Genomic DNA, 20,527 nt, shown 5'->3' with positions numbered 1-20,527 from the left:
ACACTCCTGTCAGGACGCCTGCCCGACCGCGATGGGCTCGGGCAGGTCGAAGAATTCACAATCGGCGGAGGCGTCGAAGGCCCGGCCCATCACCATGACGAAGTCGGCCGGCCGGTCGAGCGCCACGAGCGGGCAGTGCCAGACGCCGGGACGGTAGTTGATCGACTGGTTCCCGGCGGCGAGGAAGGCTTCGGCCCGTTCGGGGACGGGCAGTCCGTCCGCGTCGGAGGGCACCGCGACCACGAGGTAGCGCGCCGCGTTCATCGGCACGAAGAGCTGGCTGCTCAGGGGATGGCGCTCCAGCAGGGGGACCCGGTGGGGCAGGTCCGAGGCGTCGATGCGGTAGACGGCGATGGTCGGCGCCGTGTCGCCCATGCTGCGTTCCAGCCGGCCGACGCCGTCGAACCGGTCGGCGCGCCCGTCGTTCACCCGGCTGACGGTGCCCAGGCCGGCCTGGATCACCTCGCCGAACGGAGCGAATGCGGCGGGATCCAGCGGGCGGGCGGCGATCGGGATGCCGCTCACCGGCTTTTCCCGATGGCGAAACGCTTCTCCAGCGTGCCGACGATCCGCACCAAGGGCAGCAGCAGCAGGAGATAGATCACGGCGGCACCGATCAGCGGCGTGGGGTTCGCGGCCAGGGCCTGCGCCTGGGTCGCCTGCTTCAGCAGGTCCGGCATGGCGACGACCGAGGCCAGGGCGGTGTCCTTCATAACGTTGATGCAGTTGTTGGTGATCGGCGGAATGACCAGCCGGAACGCCTGGGGCAGCACGACGTACCACATCATGCCCCAGTATTTGAGCCCGAGCGCCTGGCTCGCCTCGAACTGGCCGCGCGGCACCGCCTGGATGCCGGCGCGGAAGATCTCCGCCGCGTAGGCGCAGCTGACCAGCGACAGGGCCGACGTGGCCGCCGCGAAGGGCGACAGGCGCAGCCCGACGAAGGGCAGGGCGTAGTAGATCACCACCAGCAGGACGAGGATCGGGATCGCGCGGAACAGGTCTATATAGGCGACCGCCAGGACCGCCAGCGGCCTCGGCCCGTACATCCGGAGCAGGGCCATGAACAGGCCGGCGACGAGGCCGATCACGATGCTGGTGACGCCCAGGCTGATCGTGGTGCCCAGCCCGAGCAGCAGCAGGGGGAGCGAGCTTTGCAGCACGCTCCAGTTAAAGAAGGTATCGACAATGTCCATGCGTCAGGGTTCAGGACTTGGGCTTGGGCATGTCCATGACTTCGGCGGTGCTGGTGCCCGCTTCCGGCTTGGCGCCGAACCATTTCTCGTGCAGGGCCGCGACCGTGCCGTCCTTCTTCATGGCGGTGATCTGCTCGTTCACCTGGGCCGCCAGGGGGCTGTCCTTGGCGAACATGATCGAGTAGCGCTCGCCCGTCTGGATGCGCTGGGCCACCTTGAACTGCGGCTTGTCCTTGGTGAAGTAGAGCAGGGCGGGGATGTCGCTGACATAGCCGTCGAGCCGGCCGGCGGCGAGGTCGAGCATGGCGGGCTGAAGCCCCTCGAAGCGGCGGATGTCGCCGAAACCGTACTGGGCCTGGTTCTGGGTCGCCCACATGTCGCCGGTGGAGCCGGTATCGACGCCGATCGCCTTGCCCTTGAGGTCCTCGACCTTGGCTATGCCGCTCTTGGACAGGACGGTCAGCGACTGGTCGCTGTCATAGTAGGGCTGGGCGAAGCTGACCGATTCCAGCCGCTTCTCGGTGATCGTGATGGACGAGATCGCCATGTCGATCCGCGCGGACTGCACGGCGGAGAACAGGCCGTTGAACGGGATGTTGACGATCTCGACCGACTTGCCCAGGCGCTTGGCGATCTCTTCGACCAGGTCGATCTCGAACCCGACATTCTTGCCGGTGGCGTCCTGGAACTCCCACGGGACGTTGCCGATGTTGGCGCCGACCGTCAGGTCGGCGGCCATTGCGTTGCCGGTCATGGCAGTCGCGGCGGTGGCGATGGCGGCCACCAGGGCCGTCTTCAGGAAGGTCCTGCGCATCTCGTCTCCTCACATCAATACTTGACGATGGCTATCCCCGGGGCCGGCCCGCCCGTCGTCGTTCGTCGCAACTGGTCTGACCGGCCAGACCAGTGGATTGGACCCGCTTTTCCGGTTAGGGTCAAGCAGACAAAAGGATGCGCGGGAGCGGGAGCCTGGAGATGAACAAGGTCGGCGGCAGGATGCTGGTGCCCCAATCGGCGGTCCAGAGGATCCAGGCGATGATCCTGGAGGGACCGCTGGCGCCGGGAGAGCGCCTGCCGGCCCAGCGCGAACTGGCCGAACAGCTCGGCATCAGCCGGGCGTCGCTGCGCGAGGCTCTTTCGGTGCTGGAAACCCTGGGTCTCGTCCGGGTGGAAGTCGGGCGGGGCGTCTTCGTCGTCGAGCCCGGCGGTGGTCCCGCGGGCAGGATTCCGGAGCCGAGATGGCGGTTCGCCGACCGTTACTCCCAGCATGAGGTCTACGAGACCCGGCTGACGCTGGAGCCGCGCGCCGCCGGGTTGGCCGCCGTGAAATCAGCCGCCGGGCCGCTGGCGGAGATCGGACGGTCGGTGGACGGGATGCGCCGCGCGGTGGAGTCCGGCGACCTGATCGCGGTCGCGGAGTGCGACAGCGTCTTTCATCGGACCATCGTGGAGTGCAGCGGCAACCGCATGTTCGTGGAGTTGTTCCGCACGGTGAACGGCGTCATGGACGAGATCCAGCGCCTGCCCTTCATCCATCACGACCGGATCTGGGAGACCGTCCACGAGCACGAGGCGATCCTGGCAGCCCTCGGCGATCGCGACGCGGCGGCGGCATCCTCGGCCATGGCGCGCCACATCACGGCCGCCGCAGGGCGCATCGGCGTAATCCTGGAAGGCTGAAACGGTACGCAGGCCCATACCAATTTCATATGGAAGCCAGCATTTTTATTCCATTTGTATGTATTCTTTGGATTACCCAAGAAGAGTTATTATACAGGCATCAGGTAATCAGGGGTCTTTAGTCATGTTCGGAAATATTCGGGTGGCCGCGTTGGCCGCCAGCGCTCTTCTATTGTTCAGCGTCGACGGTGCCCAGGCACAGCAAGCCCGTACGCTCAAGCTGGGGCATATCCTGGGCTCGGATTCCCAGCTGGGGGCCGGGGCGGCCGCCTTTGCCGACGAGGTCGCCAAGCGCACCTCCGGCCGGTACAAGATCGAACTCTATCCCAACGCGGCCCTGGGCGGAGAGGTCGAGGCGATCAAGGCGGTGCAGCTCGGCACGATCGAGCTGACCTTCGTGACCGGCGCTCCCATGCTGAACTTCGTCCCCGACGTGGGCGTCTTCGGCATCCCGTTCCTGTTCCGCGACGCCGGGCATGCCCATCGGGTGTTCGACGGCGACATCGGACAGGAATACCTGGAGAAGTTCCGCGCGCAGGACATGGTGGCGCTCGCTTGGGGCGAGAACGGGATGCGTCACATCACCAATGCCAAGCGCGCGATCTCCGCCCCGGAGGACGTCAAGGGCTTGAAGCTCCGGGTGCCGCAGAGCGAGGTGATGGTCGCCGGCTTCAAGGCGCTGGGCGCCGACGTCGCTCCGCTCCCCTTCCCGGAACTGTACAACGCGCTGCAGAGCGGCCAGTTCGACGGGCAGGAGAACCCGATCGCGACCATCCTGTCGGCCAAGTTCGCCCAGGTGCAGAAGCACCTGACCCTGTCGGCCCACAGCTATGACCCTGCCGCCTTCCTGATGAGCATCGACACGTTCGAGGACATGTCGGACGAGGACAAGGCCGCTTTCGTCGAGGCCGCGAAGGCCGGCGGTAAGGCGTCGCGCAAGGCGGCGGCCGATGCCCAGGCCAACGGCGTCAAGACCCTTCGCGAGCAGGGTCTCCAGGTCGTGACCGAGATCGACCGGGCGGCCTTCGCCAAGGCCGTGGCACCGGCGATGCCCGACCTCGAGAGGAAGTTCGGCGCGGCCCAGGTCGAGCGGATCAGGAACGTCCAGTGAGTCCGGCATCCGCGCGGACGGGGGTGGCCGCGCGGATCCGTAACAGGGGCCGGCGATGACCGCCGGGATTGGGGAGTTTGCATGTCAGCCTGGCCAAGACTTTCTAACATTCCGATAGCGTTGCGGATTTCGGGCGGATTCGCCCTTCTGCTCGTGCTGCTGGGAACCTTGTCGTTCTTCGCCGACCGGAACGCGGCGGAGACGACCGCCGGCATCGCCCGGCTGCGGTCGGTCAGCGACGCGGCCACCGTCTCGGGCTTGCTGTCGATCGACATGGAAGGGGCCCGTGGGGCCCTGACGCAATATGCGCTGACGGAAACCGACGGAGACCTGTCGGCCGCGAACCAGGCGCTGGAGGTACTGGGCTCCGCCATCGCGACGCTCGACGCCGCGGCGCTGGACGCGGACGCGGCCCTGGTCGGTCGCATCGTCAAGGCGGCGGAAGCCCATGACGCCGCGGCCCGGCAGAGCGTCGCCGCGGTGTCGGAACGGCGCATCGGCGTCTCGGCCCTGGTCAAGGCTTCCACCGGCCTGGGCACCACCACGTCCGCGATCGTCGGCACGGCGGTGCGGGACGGCAAGGCCGAGGTCACGGACCTGGCGGCGAAACTGGCCGAGGCGGGGCAGGCGAGCGCCCTGGCGGCGACGCGCTATGTCTCGTCGCGCAACCCCGCCGACGCCGGGATCGCGATCAAGGAGGCCGAGCGGTTCTCCGAGACCCTGGCAGGGTTGGCGGCGGCGACGACCGACAGCCGCCGGCTCCAGCGGTTCGCCGCCGCCCTGCCGGCGATCCTGGACGAATATCGCAAGGCGCTCGACGGCGTCGTCTCGGCGACGGACCGGTTCGCGGCGGCGGGTGCCGAGCGGATCCGCGCCGCCGAGGCCCTGGGGACCGCCATCGGGCAGCTGCGCCAGGCCAGCACGGACAGCCAGAACAGCACCTTCTCCGACATGACGGGTGCTGCGGAGCAGGCGCGGGCGCTGGGGCTGGCCGTGGCGGGAGGCGCGCTGCTGATCGGGGTCGTGATGGCTTTCCTGATCGCCCGCAGCATCACCCGGCCGATCCGGTCGCTAAGTTCGATCATGCAGCGACTGGCGGGTAACGATCTCTCCGTCCAGGTCGATTTCACCCGGCGGCGCGACGAGATCGGCGGGATGGCGCGGGCGGTCGAGACCTTCAAGGCCAACGGCCTGGAGGTGAAGCGGCTGCAGGCGGAGCAGGAGGAGATCAAGCGCCGGAGCGAAGCGGAGCGCAAGGCCGACCTGATGAGGCTGGCCGACGGGTTCGAGGCGAACGTCAAGGGCGTGGTCGACGCGGTGTCGTCCGCAGCGACCGAGATGGAGCGCAGCGCCGGGGCCATGTCGCGGACGGCGGAGTCGGCTTCGCACCAGGCGGTGATCGTCGCCGCGGCCTCCGAGCAGGCGACCACCAACGTCAACACGGTCGCGGGGGCCGCGGAGGAACTGTCCGCCTCGATCCAGGAGATCAGCCGGCAGATGTCCACCTCGCTGAGGATCACCGCCCAGGCGGTCCAGGACGCCGAGCGGACCGACGCCCTGATGCGCGGCCTGACCGACGCGGCCCGGGAGATCGGGCAGGTGATCGAGCTGATCAACTCCATCGCCGGGCAGACCAACCTGCTGGCCCTGAACGCCACCATCGAGGCGGCGCGGGCCGGGGAGGCCGGCAAGGGCTTCACGGTGGTGGCCAGCGAGGTCAAGGCGCTGGCGTCCCAGACCGAGCGCGCGACTGGGGAGATCCAGGCCAAGGTGCTGGAGATCCAGCAGGCGACCGGGAACGCGGCGGGGGCCATCCAGGGGATCGCGCGGACGATCGGCCGGATCAACGAGATCTCCTCCAGCGTGGCGGCCGCCGTGGAACAGCAGAACGCGGCCACCGGCGACATATCCCGCAACGTCCAGCAGGCTGCCGCCGGGACGCAGCAGGTGTCCGGCAACATCGTCGGAGTCTCCCAGGCTTCGAGCGAGACCGGGGCGGCCGCGGGGCAGGTGCTCGATGCGGCGGGAAGCCTCGCCCTGGAGGCGGAGCGGCTGCGCGGCGAGGTCGCCCGCTTCCTCGCGGACGTCCGCTGCGCCTGACGGCGGAGCGCCTGGAAACGTCGAACCGCGGCGGGGGCGCCGGCACGGGCTGCCGGCGCCTTTCGTCCTGCCGGCCGGGGACATGCCGATAGGCCGCTGACAGAACGGGTGGCGGGGGCTATATCGGTGGGCCAGCGCCATTGAGAGTGAGCCCATCATGACCAGCTCCGCCGAACGACCCGACACCACCAAGCCAGCAGAGACGATCGAGGTGCGGCGCAAGCGGCTGACCTTCCGGAGCTGGCACCGGGGGACCCGCGAGGCTGACATCCTGCTGGGCCGTTTCGCCGACCGGCACCTGCCCGCATTCGATGCTGCGCAGCTGGACCGGTACGAGCACCTCTTGGAACTGAGCGATCCCGATCTTTATAACTGGATGTCCGCGCGCGAGCCGGTTCCGCCGGAGCACGACAACGACGTGATGCGGCTGCTGATCGCGTTCAATTTCAAGACGACCGTCGCTTGACCCTCCTGGTTCGATAACAGACCCTTGATAAAGATCAAATTAGACCCCGGCCAACCGTCCCGCCTGCTGATCGCCGGTGCGCCGGAAGGGCAGGACGCCCGAGTCCTCGCCGACATCGCGAAGCGCCGCGGCCCCTCCGGGCTGCTGCACGTGGCGCTGGACGACCAGCGGATGGCCCGCCTGGCCGAGGCGGTTGGTTTCTTCGCGCCCGAAATCGAGCTCGTGCAGATCCCGGCCTGGGACTGCCTGCCCTACGACCGCGTGTCGCCCAACGTCGATATCGTCAGCCGCCGGGTCGAGGGGCTGACCCGCCTGATCGAGCCCGGCAAGGGGCGGCCGAGGCTTGTCCTGACCACGGTCAACGCGCTGCTGCAGAAGGTGCCGCCGCGCGGGACGTTCGCCCATGCCACCTTCCGCGCCGGCGTCGGCGACCGCATCGACCTGGACAAGCTGCAAGCCTATCTGGCCCACAACGGCTATACCCGCGCGCAGACCGTGCGCGAGCCCGGCGAGTTCGCGATCCGCGGCGGCATCGTGGACCTGTTCCCGCCCGGCACCGAGGAGCCGTTGCGGCTCGACCTGTTCGGCGACGAGCTGGAGGGGGTTCGCGCCTTCGACCCGATGAGCCAGCGGACCACCGAGAAGCGCGACGGCATCGCCCTGAAGCCGATGTCGGAGGTCTTCCTGGACGAGCAGTCGATCGCCCGGTTCCGCTCGGGCTATCGCGAGCTGTTCGGCGCCGTGCTGGACGAGGACCCGCTGTACGAGGCGGTCAGCGCCGGCCGCAAGCATGGCGGCATGGAGCACTGGCTGCCGCTGTTCCATTCCGGCATGGAAACGATCCTGGACTATGTGCATGACGCGGTCGTGACGCTCGATCCGCAGGCGGAAGAGGCGCGGGATTCCCGGCTTGCGCAGATCGCCGACTTCTATCATGCGCGCAAGACGCTGCAGGCGGTGGAGAAGAAGGCTAACAATCCCGTCTACAAGCCGCTGCCGCCGGAGATGCTGTACCTGGACGAGGACGGCTGGAACGCGCTGCTGGGCGCGCGGGCGGTCGGCCAGCTGATGCCCTTCGCGCTGGCCGAGGGCCAGGCGGGGGTGGATGCCGGCGGACGGCGCGGCCGGGACTTCGCCGACGCCCGGGCCAAGCCCGACGTCAACGTGTTCGACGCGCTGAAGGCGCACATCGAGGAGCTCCAGAAGCACGACCGGCGCTGCGTCGTCGCCGGCTACAGCCAGGGTGCCCGGGACCGGCTGCTGACCGTTCTGCGCGACCACGGCATCGAGCGGGTCGAGGTCTGCGAGAGCTGGGAGGGGGCGAGGCGGCTCGACCGGCGCACCACCGCGCTGATCGTGCTGGGGATCGAGACCGGCTTCGCCGCGCCCGACGTGGCGGTGATCACCGAGCAGGACATCCTGGGCGACCGGCTGGCCCGGCCGACCAAGAAACGCCGCCGGTCCGCCAACTTCATCGCCGAGCTGTCGAGCCTGAGCGAGGGCGATCTGGTCGTCCACGTCGATCACGGGATAGGGCGCTATGACGGGCTGGAGACGCTCCAGGTGACCGGCGCGCCGCACGATTGCCTGCGGCTGATCTACGAGGGCGGCGACAAGCTCTATCTCCCGGTCGAGAACATCGAGCTGCTGTCGCGCTACGGGTCGGAGGACAGCGCCCAGCTCGACAAGCTGGGGGGCGTCGGCTGGCAGGGCCGCAAGGCCCGGGTCAAGAAGCGCCTGAAGGACATGGCGGAGGCGCTGCTGAAGATCGCGGCCGAGCGCGAGCTTCGCCGGGGCACGCCCGTTTCGGCACCGGACGGGATCTATGCCGAATTCGCGGCGCGGTTCCCCTATCCCGAGACGGAGGACCAGCTCCGCGCGATCGAAGAGGTGCTGGAGGACCTGCAGTCCGGCCGCCCGATGGACAGGCTGGTGTGCGGCGACGTGGGCTTCGGCAAGACCGAGGTGGCATTGCGTGCCGCCTTCATCGCCGCCCTGTCCGGCATGCAGGTCGCCGTCGTGGTGCCGACCACGCTGCTGGCGCGCCAGCACTCGCGCACCTTCGAGAAGCGGTTCGCCGGCTTGCCGGTCCGGATCGGCCAGCTCTCCCGCCTGGTGTCGGCGAAGGAACAGAAGCTGGTCAAGGAAGGTCTCGCCGCCGGAACGATCGACATCGTGATCGGGACCCACGCGCTGCTGTCCAAGACCGTGCAGTTCAAGGACCTGGGCATGGTGATCGTGGACGAGGAGCAGCATTTCGGCGTGAAGCAGAAGGAGCGGCTGAAGCAGCTCCGCGCCGACGTCCATGTGCTGACCCTGACCGCGACCCCGATCCCGCGGACGCTCCAGATGGCCCTAGCCGGCGTGCGCGAGCTGAGCCTGATCGCGACGCCGCCGGTGGACCGGCTGGCGGTGCGGACCTTCGTGCTGCCCTACGATCCGGTGGTGATCCGGGAGGCGATCCTGCGCGAGCACTACCGCGGCGGCCAGACCTATTACGTCTGCCCGCGGCTGGAGGACCTTCCGCGGGTCTACGAGCGGCTTCAGGAACTGGTGCCTGAGGTCAAGGTCGTGATGGCCCACGGCCAGATGGCGGCGACCCAGCTGGAGGAGGTCATGACGGCCTTCGACGACGGGCAGTTCAACGTGCTGCTGGCGACCAACATCGTCGAATCGGGCCTGGACGTGCCGAACGCCAACACGATGATCATCCACCGTTCCGACCTGTTCGGGCTGGCCCAGCTCTACCAGCTGCGCGGCCGGATCGGCCGGTCCAAGGTCCGGGGCTACGCCTACCTGACCTATGCGCCCCGGACCGTGCTGTCCGCCACCGCGACCCAGCGGCTGCACGTGATCGAGACCCTGGACAGCCTGGGCGCCGGATTCCAGCTGGCCAGCCACGACATGGACATCCGGGGCGCCGGCAACCTGCTGGGCGAGGAGCAGTCGGGACATATCAAGGAGGTCGGCGTCGAGCTGTACCAGCATATGCTGGAGGAGGCGGTCGCGACCGCCCGCAGCGGCGCCGGGACGTCGGCGGATGCCGAGGACACCTGGACCCCGACGATCAACCTGGGCATGCCGGTCCTGATCCCCGAGGCGTACATCGCGGACCTGAACGTACGGCTGGGTCTGTACCGCCGGATTTCGGAACTGGTGGACCGGAGCGAGATCGACAGCTTCGCGGCGGAACTGATCGACCGCTTCGGGCCGCTGCCGCCCGAGGTGGAGAACCTGCTGAACGTCATGACGATCAAGCAGCTCTGCCGCACCGCCGGGGTCGAGCGGGTCGATGCCGGGCCGAAGGGCGCCGTGCTGTCGTTCCACAAGAACAGCTTCGCCCGGCCGGACCAGCTCGTGATCTTCATCGGCAAGCAGGCCGCGACCATGAAGCTGCGGCCGGACCACAAGCTGGTCTATACCCGCACGTGGGACGACACGGCGACGCGGGTGAAGGGCGTGCAGCGGCTGATGCAGGACCTTGCCAAGCTGGCGGCCTGACCGCCGCGCGCCTATGCGCGGGGGGTGACCTGCTGGGCCACCGGCTCGACCTCCTCCGCCGCGAGGTCGAGCAGCGGCATGAAGGCGGTCGGCTCCTGGGCGCCGGCGAGCGCATAGCGCCGGTTGAAGATGAAGCAGGGCACGGCCTGTATGCCCAGTTGCCGGGCGACCGATTCCGTCGCCCTGATCGCCGCCACGTCCAGGTTGCTGGCGAGGTAATCGCGGGTCAGGTCCGGGTCGAGGCCGGCCTGCGCCGCCTTGGACAGCAGGACGTCGCGGTCGCCGATGTCCAGGCTCTCGATGAAGTAGGCGTCGAACAGGAGGTCGGTCATGACGTCGGCCAGCCCCGACCGGCCGGCCAGCCGGACCAGCCGGTGCGCGGCGAGCGTGTTGGGCGTCCGCCGGATGCGGTCCAGCCGGATCGGGATGCCGTCCTTGGCCGCGGTCTCCTCGATCACGCCGTAGACCTGCCGGGCCCGCTCGATGCCGCCGAACTTCGCGGCGAGGTAGGCCACGCGGTCGATCCCGGCCGGCGCCATGTCCGGGTTGAGCTCGTAGGGCTGCCAGCGGCGTTCCAGCGGCAGCCTGGGCCGCTCGGCGAGCGCGAGTTCCAGCCGGCGCTTGCCGATGTAGCACCACGGACAGATCAGGTCGGAATATATCTCCACTATCATGGCGCTGATTATAGTCTCTTGAGCGTTCCGATTGCGAGGGTGCTTGACCTTTCGGAGTTCAGGTCCAACCATCCGCCTGGGGACCGAGGGAGCCTCCGCCAGTAGAACAAACGAAATGCCCGGCCGTGCTCCCGGCACCGGCGGCATTTGAAAAGAAATCGGCAGCAGGAACCATGAGCACGACAGACCTTTCCGGCCATATAGCCTTCGTCACCGGCGCGTCCGGCGGGCTTGGGCGGCATTTCGCGATCACGCTGGCCCGGGCCGGCGCCAAGGTGGCCCTGGCGGCGCGGCGTCCGGACGCCTTGAAGGCCGTCGCCCAGGAAATCGAGGGTTTCGACGGGCGGGCGATCGCCGTGCCGCTGGACGTCACCGACGCGGCGTCGGTGCGCGCCGCCGTCGAGGCGGCCGAGACCGAGCTGGGGCCGATCACCGTGCTGGTCAACAATTCCGGCGTGACCGAGACGGTGGCGGCGCTCGACCAGGACGAGGCGTCCTGGGACCGGGTGCTCGACACCAACCTGAAGGGCGCCTGGCTGGTCGCGACCGAGGTGGCGCGGCACATGGTGCGGCTCGGGCATGGCGGCAGCATCATCAACATCGCGTCGATCCTCGGGCTGCGCCAGGGCGGGCAGGTCACCGCCTACGCGACCTCCAAGGCGGCGCTCGTCCAGTTGACCAAGCAGCTGGCCCTGGAGCTGGCTCGCTATCAGATCCGCGTCAACGCGCTGGCGCCCGGCTATATCGAGACCGACATCAACCGCGAGTTCTTCGGTACCGATGCGGGCAAGGCCCTGATCCGGCGGATCCCGCAGCGGCGGCTGGGCCAGGCGGCGGACCTGGACGGGCCGCTGCTGCTGCTGGCGTCCGACGGCAGCCGTTACATGACCGGCAGCGTGCTGGCGGTCGATGGCGGCCATCTGGTCGGGTCGCTCTAGGAAATTCAGCAACTGTTCTGGTGAACCTCCATGGATTTCACGCTTTCACCCGAAGTCGAGGATTACCGGCTCCGCGTCCGCGACTTCGTCGCCCGGCGCATCCTGCCGATCGAGACCGATCCGGCGAACTACGACGAGCACGAGAACATCGCCGACGCTCCCCTGGCCAGCCTCCGCGCCCAGGCGAAGGAGGCCGGGCTGTGGGCGCCGCAGATGCCCAAGTCGCGGGGCGGCGTGGGGCTCGGCGTCGTCGGCATGGCGGCCCTGTACGAGGAGATGGGCCGGTCGATCTTCGGCCCGGTCGCGTTCAACGCCGCCGCTCCCGACGACGGCAACATGATCGTGCTGGAGAAGGTCGCGACCGAGGCCCAGAAGGAGCGCTGGCTGCAGCCGATCGTCGACGGCAAGGTCCGTTCCGCCTTCGCGATGACCGAGCCCATGCCTGGCGCCGGCTCCGATCCTTCGGCGATGAGGACGCGGGCCGAATGGCGGGGCGACCGCTGGGTCGTCAACGGCCACAAATGGTACATCACGGGGGCCGGGGTCGCCCGGCACTTCATCCTGATCGCGCGGACCTCCGACGACTCCCGGAAGGGGCTCAGCGCCTTCCTGTTCGATGCCGACCAGCCCGGCTGGGAGATCGTCCGCCGCATCCCGATCATGGGACCGGAGGAGCATGGCGGCCATTGCGAGCTGCGCTTCGACGGGCTGGAGATCGCGCCCGAGAACGTGTTGATGAACATCGGCGACGGGTTGAAGCTGACCCAGATCCGCCTCGGCACCGCGCGCCTGACCCACTGCATGCGATGGCTCGGCATGGCGAAGCGCGCGACCGAGATCGCCGCGGCCTATGTCCGGGAGCGCGACAGCTTCGGCTCCAAGCTGCACCAGCACGAGGGCGTGCAGTGGCTGATGGGCGAGGCGGCCATGGCGATCGAGGTCGGGCGTCTCCTGACCATGCGGGCGGCGTGGAAGCTCGACCAGGGCGATTTCGCCCGGAAGGAGGTTTCCATGGCGAAGATCCAGGTCAGCGAAACCCTGCACAAGGCGGTGGACACGGCGATCCAGCTGTGCGGGGCGAGGGGCTATTCCAAGGACACGCCGCTGGAGTGGATGTACCGCTATGCCCGGCAGGCCCGGCTGGTGGACGGGGCGTCGGAGGTCCACAAGATGGTGCTCAGCCGGTTCTACATGGACGAAGGCCTGGATTTCTGGGGGTGGCGGTGACGCTTTGTTAACCGCGTCGCGAAAGACTGGCGCTGGGAGTTCCGTTCCGGTGGCGAGCCATGTCCGACAGCTACACCAATGCCAAGATCCGGGAGGCCCTGGTCGCCTCGCAGGGTAGCCGCGCCCGCGCCCAGGACATCCTCCTGGGCTGGGCCCAGGCCGACGACCGGCTGCTGCGCGGGCTGGTCACGCCGTACCTGAAGGGAATCGTGACCGGAACGGTCGAGCGGGTCACGCGGCCGGGTTCCGGCGCGACGGCCGTGTCCGCGCCGGCGCCGACGGTCCAGAGTCCCGCGGTCCCGAAGCCCCTGCTCCAGAAGCCTGCCGGCCGGCCGTCGCCGCCGCGCCAGCTGTCGCCGGAAGCGCTGGACAAGGCCTTGTCCATGATGGGGCAGGGCATGCCGCCGCGCCCGGCCGCCGCGACGCCTCCCCGGTCGGCCGGCGCGCTGAAGCTGGGGACGACCAACCCGGTTCCGCCGACCAAGGCCGGCGCCAAGCACCAGCAGACCATGCGGGCGCTGGCCGCGCTCTACGCGCGCAAGCACCAGACCTGAGGCATCCGCCCTGGCCTGATCCGATTATTTTTCGGGCTTCTGCTCCGCCTTGCGGGGCCAGGCGGGACTGATCCCTACCAGGGTTTCCTTGTTGCCGTAAGGCTCCGGCCTGGTATGGCACTCGACCTGGGCGAGGGTCCGGTAGCAGTAGAGTTCGGGCTCGACCCGGGTGACCACCTCGGGATAGGGGCGGCAGTAATGGCGGGTCCGCTCGTAGTTCACCAGGCTGCAATCCTCGTCCATGACGTAGGACGCGGCATGGTCGGTGATCGTCTTGCCGGTATTCACCAGCAGGACGGCGGAAGCGCCGGTGGTGGCCACGCCGACCGGGCCTTCGAGAAGGGAGCAGCCGGCGAGCACGCCGACGGCGAGAAGTGCCGCGACACGCGGAACTGCGTCGGTCATGCGGTATCCCCTCATCGCAGCAGGACGCATTGGTGTACCCGGCATTGGACGAGGACGAAGGCGTCCTTGGACTTCCCGCCGGTGCAGGACACCTTGTAAACCGTTTCTCCCGCTCCGCCGACGATCTGTCGCAACGGCTCGATCTTGCCCGGCTTGCAGTTGGCGGCAAGCGCCACGGAGCGCGCCTCGGCCTGGCTCGCCCGGGCGGGGAGGGCGGACAAGAGCATCGCCGCGGCCCCGGCAAGGACCGTCGCAAAACCCAGGACCGGCAACCGGCCCGACCGTCTTCCCGTCGCGTATCGCATACCATGTGATAGAACGGGGCCGGTTAAGCATTCGAAAAGAAGGGTCGGGACGTTGCTCCACATCTATGTCGATGCCGATGCCTGTCCGGTGAAGGACGAGGTCTATCGGGTTGCCGAACGGTACCGGCTCAAGGTCACGCTGGTGGCGAACAGCCCTTTCCGGGTCCCGTTCGACGAGCGGATCAGGCTGGTGGTCGTCAGCGGCTCCTTCGATGCCGCGGACGACTGGATCGCCGAGAATTGCGGCGAGGGCGACATCGTCGTCACCGCGGACATCCCGCTGGCGTCCCGCTGCCTGAAGAACGGCGCCCGGGTGATCGGTTCGACCGGCAAGCCCTTCACCGACGCCACCATCGGGCAGGCGCTGGCCGGACGCGAGCTGAGCCAGCATCTCCGCGAGAGCGGGCTGATCACCGGCGGGCCGGCGCCGCTCGGAAAGCAGGACCGCTCGCGCTTCCTCCAGCAGCTCGACCAGGACATCCAGGCGATCCGGAGAAGCGCCGGGATCAGATGAAACCGAGCGGTCGTTTTTCCGTGAATTTCCCCTTGCGGACGCGAAATCCCGCTGCTAGAAACCATCTCACTGATCCCGGTTAGCTCAGTTGGTAGAGCAGTGGACTGTTAATCCGCCTGTCGCTGGTTCGAGTCCAGCACCGGGAGCCAAATCAAGAAGGTCTTCCTTCCGCAACGCCGCAGCATCCGCTGCGGCGTTGTTTCGTTTCCAGCCGTCGAAATAGGAAGCTCCGTCAAGGAGCGTTGTACCAGACCTTGCCGAAGGTCGAGATATCGTAGCCCAGAAGGTCCCGGGACTTGGCGATCGCCTCCTCCGTCCGGGCGAAGGCAAGCAACGCCTGCATTTCGGGTTCGAAATAATCCCGGCGGCGCATCACGAGGTCGTAACGTTCGCGATGAAGCGGCACGAAATCCAGACGGAGTTGCCGTGCCACGGCACGGACCGCCACGCCGGTGTCGGCACGGCCGTCGAGGATCGCGAGACCGACTTCCAGTTCGCTGCGTGCGGGATGTTCGGCGACCGCGAGGTCGCTCCAGCCGATGCCGGCGCTTTCCAGCAGATGATCCATCAGGACGCGGGCGCCGGAGGCCGGGGGGCGCGCCGCGATGCGCGGCCCCTTCGTCGCGAGATCCTCGATGCGGGACAGGCCGAGCGGATTGCCGGAGGCGAGCACAAGGCCTTGCTCCCGCCATGCCCACTCGATCGCCACCACATCGAGGTCGCCGAGTTCGCTCCGGATCGCGGGCACATTGTAGCCGCCGCCGTCCGGCGAGAGGATATGGATGCCGCAGGCGGCGGCCTGACCGCCCGCCAGCCTTTCCAGACCATCCAGGCTCCCCCCGGTCAGCAGGGCCAGCCCGCAGCCCGACGTCGAGACGCACCATTCGAGGAAAGGATCATGGCTTCCGGCGATCACGCGGGGGGCGGCCGTGGCTGCGGGGGCGTGGCGTTCGGCGGCGGACGGCTCGGCCAGCTTCAGCCACTGGTCGATCTGGGCCTTGGGGAAAAGCCACTTGCCGCCGACGCGGGTGCAGGGGATGGCGGCCTGCCGGACCAAATCATAGATCTTGCGTTCCTTGATCCGGAGATAGGCAGCCACTTCCTGGGTGTTCATCAGGTCGGACATTCCCGGACCTCTTCTGCATCGGGCCAGCGGTCTTGGACGCGGTCGCGCCGTTCGCCACTATATCCGCCGCACCGGCCAATGCCAGGAGCGTCCCATCGCCGTCAGCTTCCCGCCTTGTCGGCATTGGGAAAGAAAAGCTGCTCGCCGTCGATCCTATGGCCGGTTATGGCGTCCTGCCCCTCGGCCGAAACGAGCCAATCGACGAAGCTCGCGCCGTCCTCGACCTTCACATGCGGATGCTTCTCCGGATTGACCAGCATGACGCCGTACTGGTTGAACAGGCGCTTGTCCCCTTCGAGCAGGATGGTCAGGTTCCCCCGGTTCTTGAAACTCAGCCAGGTTCCGCGGTCGGCCAGGGTATAGGCGTCCATGGCGGCGCTGGTGTTCAACGTCGGCCCCATGCCCGATCCCGTCGACCGATACCAGCCGGTCGATGCCGAGGCGGTATCCACCCCGGCCGCCTGCCAAAGCCGCTGTTCGGCCTTGTGGGTCCCGCTATCGTCACCGCGCGAGGCGAACGGGACCTCCGCGGCCGCGATCTTCTTCAGGGCCGACGAGACGTCCTTCGTTCCCTTGATTCCGGCCGGGTCGGACGCGGGACCGACGACCACGAAATCGTTGTACATCACATCATGACGCTTCCTGGCGAAGCCGTCGGCGACGAACTTCTCCTCGGCCTTCGTGTCATGCACGAAGAGAACGTCCGCGTCGCCCCTGCGGCCCGTCTCCAGCGCCTGGCCGGTTCCCTGGGCCACGACTCGGACGTCGATGCCGGTCTGGCCCTTGAAGAGCGGCAGGATACGGGCGAACAGGCCGGACTGCTCGGTCGAGGTGGTGGATGCGACCGTGATGAAGCGGTCCTGCGCCGCGGCGGGGAGAGCCGAGGCCGTCCACAGGCCGGCGGCCAGAAGGGCGCCGAACAGGCGCCGCCGCGTCAGGATGGTCAGCATAGGAGGTCTCCTCTCAGGAAGGCTGCGGCTTCCCGGGTCCGCGGTTGGTCGAAGAAGGCCGGGGCCGACGTCTGCTCGATCAGCCGGCCGCGGTCGAGGAAGATGATTTCCTGCGCGATGCGGCGCGCCTGCCCGAGGTCGTGGGTGGTCATGACGATCTTGATGCCGTCGCGCACGAATTCCCCGATCATGGATTCGACGGCCCGGGTCGCCGTGGGGTCGAGGTTGGCGGTCGGCTCGTCGAGGAACAGCACCTCGGGCTTCAGCGCCCAGGCGCGCGCCAAGGCGAGTCGCTGCTGCTCGCCGCCCGACAGGACGCGAGCCGGCCGGTCCGCCAGCGCGCCCAATCCGAAGCGGTCGAGTGCCGCGCGGGCGGCTTCGCGGCGGGCCTTGTACCCGAGTCCCGAGAGGGCAAGCGCGTGGACGAGGTTCCCGAATGCCGACCGGCGCAGCATCACCGGCCGCTGGAACACCATGGCGTCCCGCCTGCGCCCGGGCGCCGCGCCGGGACCGAGCCAATCCACGGTGCCGGCGGTCGGGCGAATCAGGCCGTGGCAGAGGCGCAACGTCAGGCTCTTGCCGGCACCGTTGGGACCGAGCACCGCGGTGGGACCGCGCCCGTCCAGCACCAGGTCCAGCCCGGGGATCAGCGTCGTTCCCCCGACCGCATAACGGACGCCCTTCAGGCGAAGCGGCAGGCTGGTCGGTAGATCACGCATGGGACTTCCCGGGATCGGCGGGTGGAGGGCGGCCGTCCCCGAACTTTCGCCGCACTATGCAAGAACATGCATAAACCTGCAGGATTTACCGGGAAAGCGCAAGCCTGCGGATGGCTGCGCTCTGTGGAGAATACCATTCAGGCCGGCAATCATCTGGAACGCGGGACGGTCGAACAGCGGGTTGGATGCCGATTCTTTAAGCAGGCCGTGTACCGAGAGGAGTCCCCGATCAGGTTGGACCGCTTCGTTTCACGCAGCCTGCCGTTCCACCCGCCTCACTGTGTTGCGCCATGGGCGCAACCTACGGCTCGATGCAGGGCGGAGGTGATGCGGGCCGAAGATCGTAGGTTGCGCCCATGGCGCAACGCGTCGGATCGGCTGTCTCGGACGGAGCGACCTGATCGGGTACAACCCTAAGGGTCTACCGGCTCCATACCGGCAAAAAAAGAGCGGGGCAGCGGATGAACCGCTGCCCCGCCTTTCGGTCGGTAGCTGAGCTTCGGACCGGGCCGATCAGACCGAGTAGTACATCTTGTACTCGATCGGGTGCGGCGAGGTCTCGAAGGCCATCTGCTCTTCGCGCTTCAGCTCGATATAGGCCGCGATCATGTCCGGGGCGAAGACGTCGCCCTTGGTCAGGAACTCGTGGTCGGCTTCCAGGCTGTCGAGCGCCTGACGGAGCGAACCGCACACGGTCGGGACCGAGGCCAGCTCTTCCGGAGGCAGGTCGTACAGGTTCTTGTCCATCGCGTCGCCGGGATGGATCTTGTTCTGGATACCGTCCAGACCGGCCATCAGCATGGCGGCGAAGGCCAGGTACGGGTTGGCCGACGGATCGGGGAACCGGACCTCGACGCGCTTGCCCTTCGGGCTCGCGACGTAGGGGATGCGGCAGGACGCCGAGCGGTTGCGGGCCGAGTAGGCCAGCAGCACCGGAGCCTCGTAGCCCGGAACCAGACGCTTGTAGCTGTTGGTCGACGGGTTGGTGAAGGCGTTCAGCGCGCGGGCGTGCTTGATGATGCCGCCGATGTAGTACAGCGCTAGGTCGGACAGGTCGGCGTAGCCCGAGCCGGCGAAGATCGGCTGGCCATCCTTCCAGATCGACTGGTGGCAGTGCATGCCCGAGCCGTTGTCGCCGTAGACCGGCTTCGGCATGAACGTCGCGGTCTTGCCGTAGGCCGCGGCGACGTTATGCACGACATACTTGAACTGCTGCATGTTGTCGGCGGTCTTGACCAGCGTGTCGAACTTGATGCCGAGCTCGTGCTGGGAAGCGGCCACCTCGTGGTGGTGCTTCTCGATCTCGACGCCCATCTCGCCCAGGACGGTCAGCATCTCGGCGCGCAGGTCCTGCCCCGAGTCGATCGGCGGAACCGGGAAGTAGCCGCCCTTGACGGCCGGGCGGTGGCCCAGGTTGCCCTCGGGGAGTTCCTTGCCGGTGATGTACGGGCCTTCCTCGCTGTCGATCTTGTAGAAGCACTGGTTCATCGAGACTTCGTAGCGGACGTCGTCGAACACGAAGAACTCGGCTTCCGGACCGAAATAGGCGGTGTCGCCGATGCCGGCCGCTTCCATGTGCGCCTGGGCCGCCTTGGCGATCGAGCGCGGGTCGCGGTTGTAGGGCTGGCCGCTGGAGGGCTCGTACACGTCGCAGAAGATGTTCAGCATCGGCTGGGCCGCGAACGGGTCCATCACCGCGGTCGCCGCGTCCGGCATCAGGGTCATGTCGGACTCGTTGATCGCCTTCCAGCCCGCTATCGATGAACCGTCGAACATGATGCCGTCGGTGAAGGCTTCTTCGTTCATCGTGGAGACGTGCTGCGCGGTGTGCTGCAGCTTGCCGCGCGGGTCGGTGAAGCGAAGGTCGACGTACTTGACGTCGTGTTCCTTGATCAGGTCGAAGACCTTGCTGATGTCAGACATGCCTCGGGATCCGTTTCTATGGTTGACGCTGGCTCGCTCCCGCCGAGGAGGACGGGGAGAAACCGATTTTGGTGACGCGCGCGGGCGTTGTTATGTCACGACCTTTCCGGACGCACAATCCACAGCTTATCCGTCAGCGGAATTGCGGCGACGTGGCTGTCCGGCCGGCTTTGCCCGCGATGTCGATGGAGCCGGACGCGCGGCCGGGATCGGCCGGCGCCAAGGTCTTATCCGGGATCGGCCGCGGCGGCTTTCCGCGCTGCGCGCGAATCGCCGTGGGCCGTCCGAATGGGGTGGAGCGGTCGGGGACGGTCGATGCGCGTCAGACGGCGTCGCTTCCCTTCTCGCCGGTTCGAATCCGGACGACTTCCTCGACCGGAGTCACGAAGATCTTGCCGTCGCCGATGCGGCCGGTGTGGGCAGCCGTCTGGATGGCCTCGATGGCGCGGTCGACCAGACTGTCGTCCATCACCACCTCGATCTTCACCTTCGGCAGGAAGTCCACGACGTATTCCGCGCCACGGTACAATTCCGTATGACCCTTCTGCCGCCCGAAGCCCTTGGCCTCGGTGACGGTAATGCCCTTGATGCCGACCTCGTGAAGGGCTTCCTTCACTTCGTCGAGCTTGAACGGCTTAATGATGGCTTCGATTTTTTTCATGATGCTGATCAACGACTCCCCGTGGATGGCGGCGCGCCACCGAGCGGTGCTCATCATCCCGTAAAGCACGGGGCATGCCAACGCCCGATTGCCTTGCCGGAACACGCGGGACGGCCTTTCCGCAGCAGCGCCTGCCGCCGCAGCCGGCACGGATCTGATGAACCGGTGTGCATATTGCCTAAACAGTGTGCAGCTTGACATGTCACGCCGCCGCGTGGCGCTTCGGCCGCCGGAGGTCGATTTCGTCCCTTGACGGGGCTCCGGCGATTTGGCATAGACACGGCCCCAACGGTGGCGGCGGTAGCTCAGTTGGTAGAGCCCTCGGTTGTGGTCCGAGTGGTCGTGGGTTCGAGTCCCATCCGTCGCCCCATCCCGTCCCGGGAAATTCACTTCAGGTCCAGGCGAAGTCGGCGCATCCTGCGGCCCCCCTTGGGGAGTGCGGGCTGTTATGCTGCGCCCCACGCCGTTCTGCCGGCA

At 67.7% G+C, this 20,527-nt stretch carries 20 protein-coding genes and 2 tRNA genes; 11 read left to right on the top strand and 11 right to left on the bottom strand.

Annotation, left to right across the window (positions count from 1 at the left end; translation table 11 throughout):
* Positions 1 to 9 precede the first annotated feature (9 nt).
* Genes IGS68_RS13585 through IGS68_RS13575 form a run of 3 tightly spaced genes read right to left on the bottom strand, consistent with a single transcriptional unit; the run spans position 10 to position 2,010 of the window.
* A complete protein-coding gene (locus IGS68_RS13585) occupies positions 10 to 525 on the bottom strand; it encodes an ureidoglycolate lyase (RefSeq protein ID WP_201080797.1) in 516 nt (171 codons plus the stop codon).
* The gene (locus IGS68_RS13580; RefSeq protein ID WP_201080795.1) at positions 522 to 1,196 is read right to left on the bottom strand and encodes an amino acid ABC transporter permease; all 675 of its coding nucleotides are present in this window, start codon (positions 1,194 to 1,196) and stop codon (positions 522 to 524) included. Before IGS68_RS13580 ends, IGS68_RS13585 begins: the two co-directional genes overlap by 4 nt.
* A 10-nt stretch (positions 1,197 to 1,206) precedes the next feature.
* Complete coding sequence (locus IGS68_RS13575) at positions 1,207 to 2,010, bottom strand: ABC transporter substrate-binding protein (RefSeq protein ID WP_201080793.1); 804 nt, start codon at positions 2,008 to 2,010, stop codon at positions 1,207 to 1,209.
* A 161-nt stretch (positions 2,011 to 2,171) separates the two neighbouring features.
* On the opposite strand from IGS68_RS13575, the gene IGS68_RS13570 reads away from it, so the two are divergent.
* The 5 genes from IGS68_RS13570 (at position 2,172) to mfd (ending at position 10,054) form a co-directional block, all read left to right on the top strand.
* On the top strand, positions 2,172 to 2,876 hold the full coding sequence (locus tag IGS68_RS13570) for a FadR/GntR family transcriptional regulator (protein ID WP_201080791.1): 705 nt from the start codon (positions 2,172 to 2,174) through the stop codon (positions 2,874 to 2,876).
* 142 nt (positions 2,877 to 3,018) lie between these two features.
* On the top strand, positions 3,019 to 3,987 hold the full coding sequence (locus IGS68_RS13565; RefSeq protein WP_201080789.1) for a DctP family TRAP transporter solute-binding subunit: 969 nt from the start codon (positions 3,019 to 3,021) through the stop codon (positions 3,985 to 3,987).
* Between the two features lie 120 nt (positions 3,988 to 4,107).
* On the top strand, positions 4,108 to 6,087 hold the full coding sequence (locus IGS68_RS13560) for a methyl-accepting chemotaxis protein (RefSeq protein WP_247881318.1): 1,980 nt from the start codon (positions 4,108 to 4,110) through the stop codon (positions 6,085 to 6,087).
* Positions 6,088 to 6,244: 157 nt separating this feature from the next.
* Positions 6,245 to 6,553 (top strand): FAD assembly factor SdhE, encoded by a 309-nt coding sequence (locus IGS68_RS13555; protein WP_201080787.1) that lies wholly within the window; start codon positions 6,245 to 6,247, stop codon positions 6,551 to 6,553.
* A gap of 24 nt (positions 6,554 to 6,577) precedes the next feature.
* Complete coding sequence (gene mfd, locus IGS68_RS13550) at positions 6,578 to 10,054, top strand: transcription-repair coupling factor (RefSeq protein ID WP_201080785.1); 3,477 nt, start codon at positions 6,578 to 6,580, stop codon at positions 10,052 to 10,054.
* A gap of 11 nt (positions 10,055 to 10,065) precedes the next feature.
* Here mfd and IGS68_RS13545 read toward each other — a convergent pair whose 3' ends face one another.
* Positions 10,066 to 10,728, bottom strand: coding sequence for a DsbA family oxidoreductase (locus tag IGS68_RS13545; protein WP_201080783.1), 663 nt, complete (start codon positions 10,726 to 10,728; stop codon positions 10,066 to 10,068).
* Positions 10,729 to 10,901: 173 nt separating this feature from the next.
* Between IGS68_RS13545 and IGS68_RS13540 the strand changes: the two genes are divergently transcribed.
* Genes IGS68_RS13540 through IGS68_RS13530 form a run of 3 tightly spaced genes read left to right on the top strand, consistent with a single transcriptional unit; the run spans position 10,902 to position 13,447 of the window.
* Positions 10,902 to 11,666, top strand: a complete 765-nt coding sequence (locus tag IGS68_RS13540; RefSeq protein ID WP_201080781.1) for an SDR family NAD(P)-dependent oxidoreductase — start codon at positions 10,902 to 10,904, stop codon at positions 11,664 to 11,666.
* A 30-nt stretch (positions 11,667 to 11,696) separates the two neighbouring features.
* On the top strand, positions 11,697 to 12,893 hold the full coding sequence (locus tag IGS68_RS13535; RefSeq protein ID WP_201080779.1) for an acyl-CoA dehydrogenase family protein: 1,197 nt from the start codon (positions 11,697 to 11,699) through the stop codon (positions 12,891 to 12,893).
* A gap of 59 nt (positions 12,894 to 12,952) precedes the next feature.
* The gene (locus IGS68_RS13530; protein WP_201080777.1) at positions 12,953 to 13,447 is read left to right on the top strand and encodes a hypothetical protein; all 495 of its coding nucleotides are present in this window, start codon (positions 12,953 to 12,955) and stop codon (positions 13,445 to 13,447) included.
* A 24-nt stretch (positions 13,448 to 13,471) separates the two neighbouring features.
* On the opposite strand, the gene IGS68_RS13525 is transcribed toward IGS68_RS13530, so the two are convergent.
* Both IGS68_RS13525 and IGS68_RS13520 read right to left on the bottom strand, forming a co-directional pair.
* On the bottom strand, positions 13,472 to 13,852 hold the full coding sequence (locus tag IGS68_RS13525) for a hypothetical protein (RefSeq protein ID WP_201080775.1): 381 nt from the start codon (positions 13,850 to 13,852) through the stop codon (positions 13,472 to 13,474).
* 11 nt (positions 13,853 to 13,863) lie between these two features.
* Positions 13,864 to 14,073: a hypothetical protein gene (locus IGS68_RS13520; protein WP_247881317.1), complete on the bottom strand. Its 210-nt coding sequence runs from the start codon at positions 14,071 to 14,073 to the stop codon at positions 13,864 to 13,866.
* A 136-nt stretch (positions 14,074 to 14,209) separates the two neighbouring features.
* Between IGS68_RS13520 and IGS68_RS13515 the strand changes: the two genes are divergently transcribed.
* On the top strand, positions 14,210 to 14,671 hold the full coding sequence (locus IGS68_RS13515; protein ID WP_201080771.1) for a YaiI/YqxD family protein: 462 nt from the start codon (positions 14,210 to 14,212) through the stop codon (positions 14,669 to 14,671).
* Positions 14,672 to 14,744: 73 nt separating this feature from the next.
* A tRNA-Asn gene (locus IGS68_RS13510) sits at positions 14,745 to 14,820 on the top strand.
* 83 nt (positions 14,821 to 14,903) lie between these two features.
* On the opposite strand, the gene IGS68_RS13505 is transcribed toward IGS68_RS13510, so the two are convergent.
* From IGS68_RS13505 to IGS68_RS13485, 5 genes are all read right to left on the bottom strand, one after another.
* Positions 14,904 to 15,797 (bottom strand): helix-turn-helix transcriptional regulator, encoded by an 894-nt coding sequence (locus IGS68_RS13505; protein WP_201080769.1) that lies wholly within the window; start codon positions 15,795 to 15,797, stop codon positions 14,904 to 14,906.
* A gap of 101 nt (positions 15,798 to 15,898) precedes the next feature.
* A complete protein-coding gene (locus IGS68_RS13500) occupies positions 15,899 to 16,747 on the bottom strand; it encodes an ABC transporter substrate-binding protein (RefSeq protein WP_201080767.1) in 849 nt (282 codons plus the stop codon).
* Positions 16,741 to 17,466, bottom strand: a complete 726-nt coding sequence (locus tag IGS68_RS13495) for an ATP-binding cassette domain-containing protein (protein WP_201080765.1) — start codon at positions 17,464 to 17,466, stop codon at positions 16,741 to 16,743. Before IGS68_RS13495 ends, IGS68_RS13500 begins: the two co-directional genes overlap by 7 nt.
* Before the next feature lie 513 nt (positions 17,467 to 17,979).
* The gene (gene glnA, locus IGS68_RS13490; protein ID WP_201080763.1) at positions 17,980 to 19,389 is read right to left on the bottom strand and encodes a type I glutamate--ammonia ligase; all 1,410 of its coding nucleotides are present in this window, start codon (positions 19,387 to 19,389) and stop codon (positions 17,980 to 17,982) included.
* Between the two features lie 322 nt (positions 19,390 to 19,711).
* Positions 19,712 to 20,062 carry a P-II family nitrogen regulator gene (locus tag IGS68_RS13485; RefSeq protein ID WP_201080761.1) on the bottom strand — a complete coding sequence of 117 codons (351 nt, stop codon included), beginning with the start codon at positions 20,060 to 20,062 and terminating at the stop codon, positions 19,712 to 19,714.
* 282 nt (positions 20,063 to 20,344) lie between these two features.
* Here IGS68_RS13485 and IGS68_RS13480 point away from each other — a divergent pair.
* Positions 20,345 to 20,420: transfer RNA gene (locus tag IGS68_RS13480), tRNA-His, on the top strand.
* The last annotated feature ends 107 nt before the right edge of the window (positions 20,421 to 20,527 follow it).

Origin of the sequence: Skermanella sp. TT6 (assembly GCF_016653635.2) — a bacterium.
GTDB classification, from domain to species: Bacteria; Pseudomonadota; Alphaproteobacteria; order Azospirillales; family Azospirillaceae; genus Skermanella; species Skermanella cutis.
Note: the sequence above shows the minus strand (reverse complement) of the source record. Positions and strands in the feature narration are given on the sequence as shown.

Bases quoted from the DNA above. Each gene is read 5' to 3' on its own strand.
- IGS68_RS13555 (WP_201080787.1), top strand. From the start codon at position 6,245: ATGACCAGCTCCGCCGAACGACCCGACACCACCAAGCCAGCAGAGACG.
- IGS68_RS13525 (WP_201080775.1), bottom strand. From the start codon at position 13,852: ATGACCGACGCAGTTCCGCGTGTCGCGGCACTTCTCGCCGTCGGCGTG.
- IGS68_RS13545 (WP_201080783.1), bottom strand. From the start codon at position 10,728: ATGATAGTGGAGATATATTCCGACCTGATCTGTCCGTGGTGCTACATC.
- IGS68_RS13495 (WP_201080765.1), bottom strand. From the start codon at position 17,466: ATGCGTGATCTACCGACCAGCCTGCCGCTTCGCCTGAAGGGCGTCCGT.
- IGS68_RS13535 (WP_201080779.1), top strand. From the start codon at position 11,697: ATGGATTTCACGCTTTCACCCGAAGTCGAGGATTACCGGCTCCGCGTC.
- IGS68_RS13505 (WP_201080769.1), bottom strand. From the start codon at position 15,797: ATGTCCGACCTGATGAACACCCAGGAAGTGGCTGCCTATCTCCGGATC.
- glnA (WP_201080763.1), bottom strand. From the start codon at position 19,389: ATGTCTGACATCAGCAAGGTCTTCGACCTGATCAAGGAACACGACGTC.
- IGS68_RS13540 (WP_201080781.1), top strand. From the start codon at position 10,902: ATGAGCACGACAGACCTTTCCGGCCATATAGCCTTCGTCACCGGCGCG.
- IGS68_RS13530 (WP_201080777.1), top strand. From the start codon at position 12,953: ATGTCCGACAGCTACACCAATGCCAAGATCCGGGAGGCCCTGGTCGCC.
- IGS68_RS13570 (WP_201080791.1), top strand. From the start codon at position 2,172: ATGAACAAGGTCGGCGGCAGGATGCTGGTGCCCCAATCGGCGGTCCAG.
- IGS68_RS13575 (WP_201080793.1), bottom strand. From the start codon at position 2,010: ATGCGCAGGACCTTCCTGAAGACGGCCCTGGTGGCCGCCATCGCCACC.
- IGS68_RS13500 (WP_201080767.1), bottom strand. From the start codon at position 16,747: ATGCTGACCATCCTGACGCGGCGGCGCCTGTTCGGCGCCCTTCTGGCC.
- IGS68_RS13580 (WP_201080795.1), bottom strand. From the start codon at position 1,196: ATGGACATTGTCGATACCTTCTTTAACTGGAGCGTGCTGCAAAGCTCG.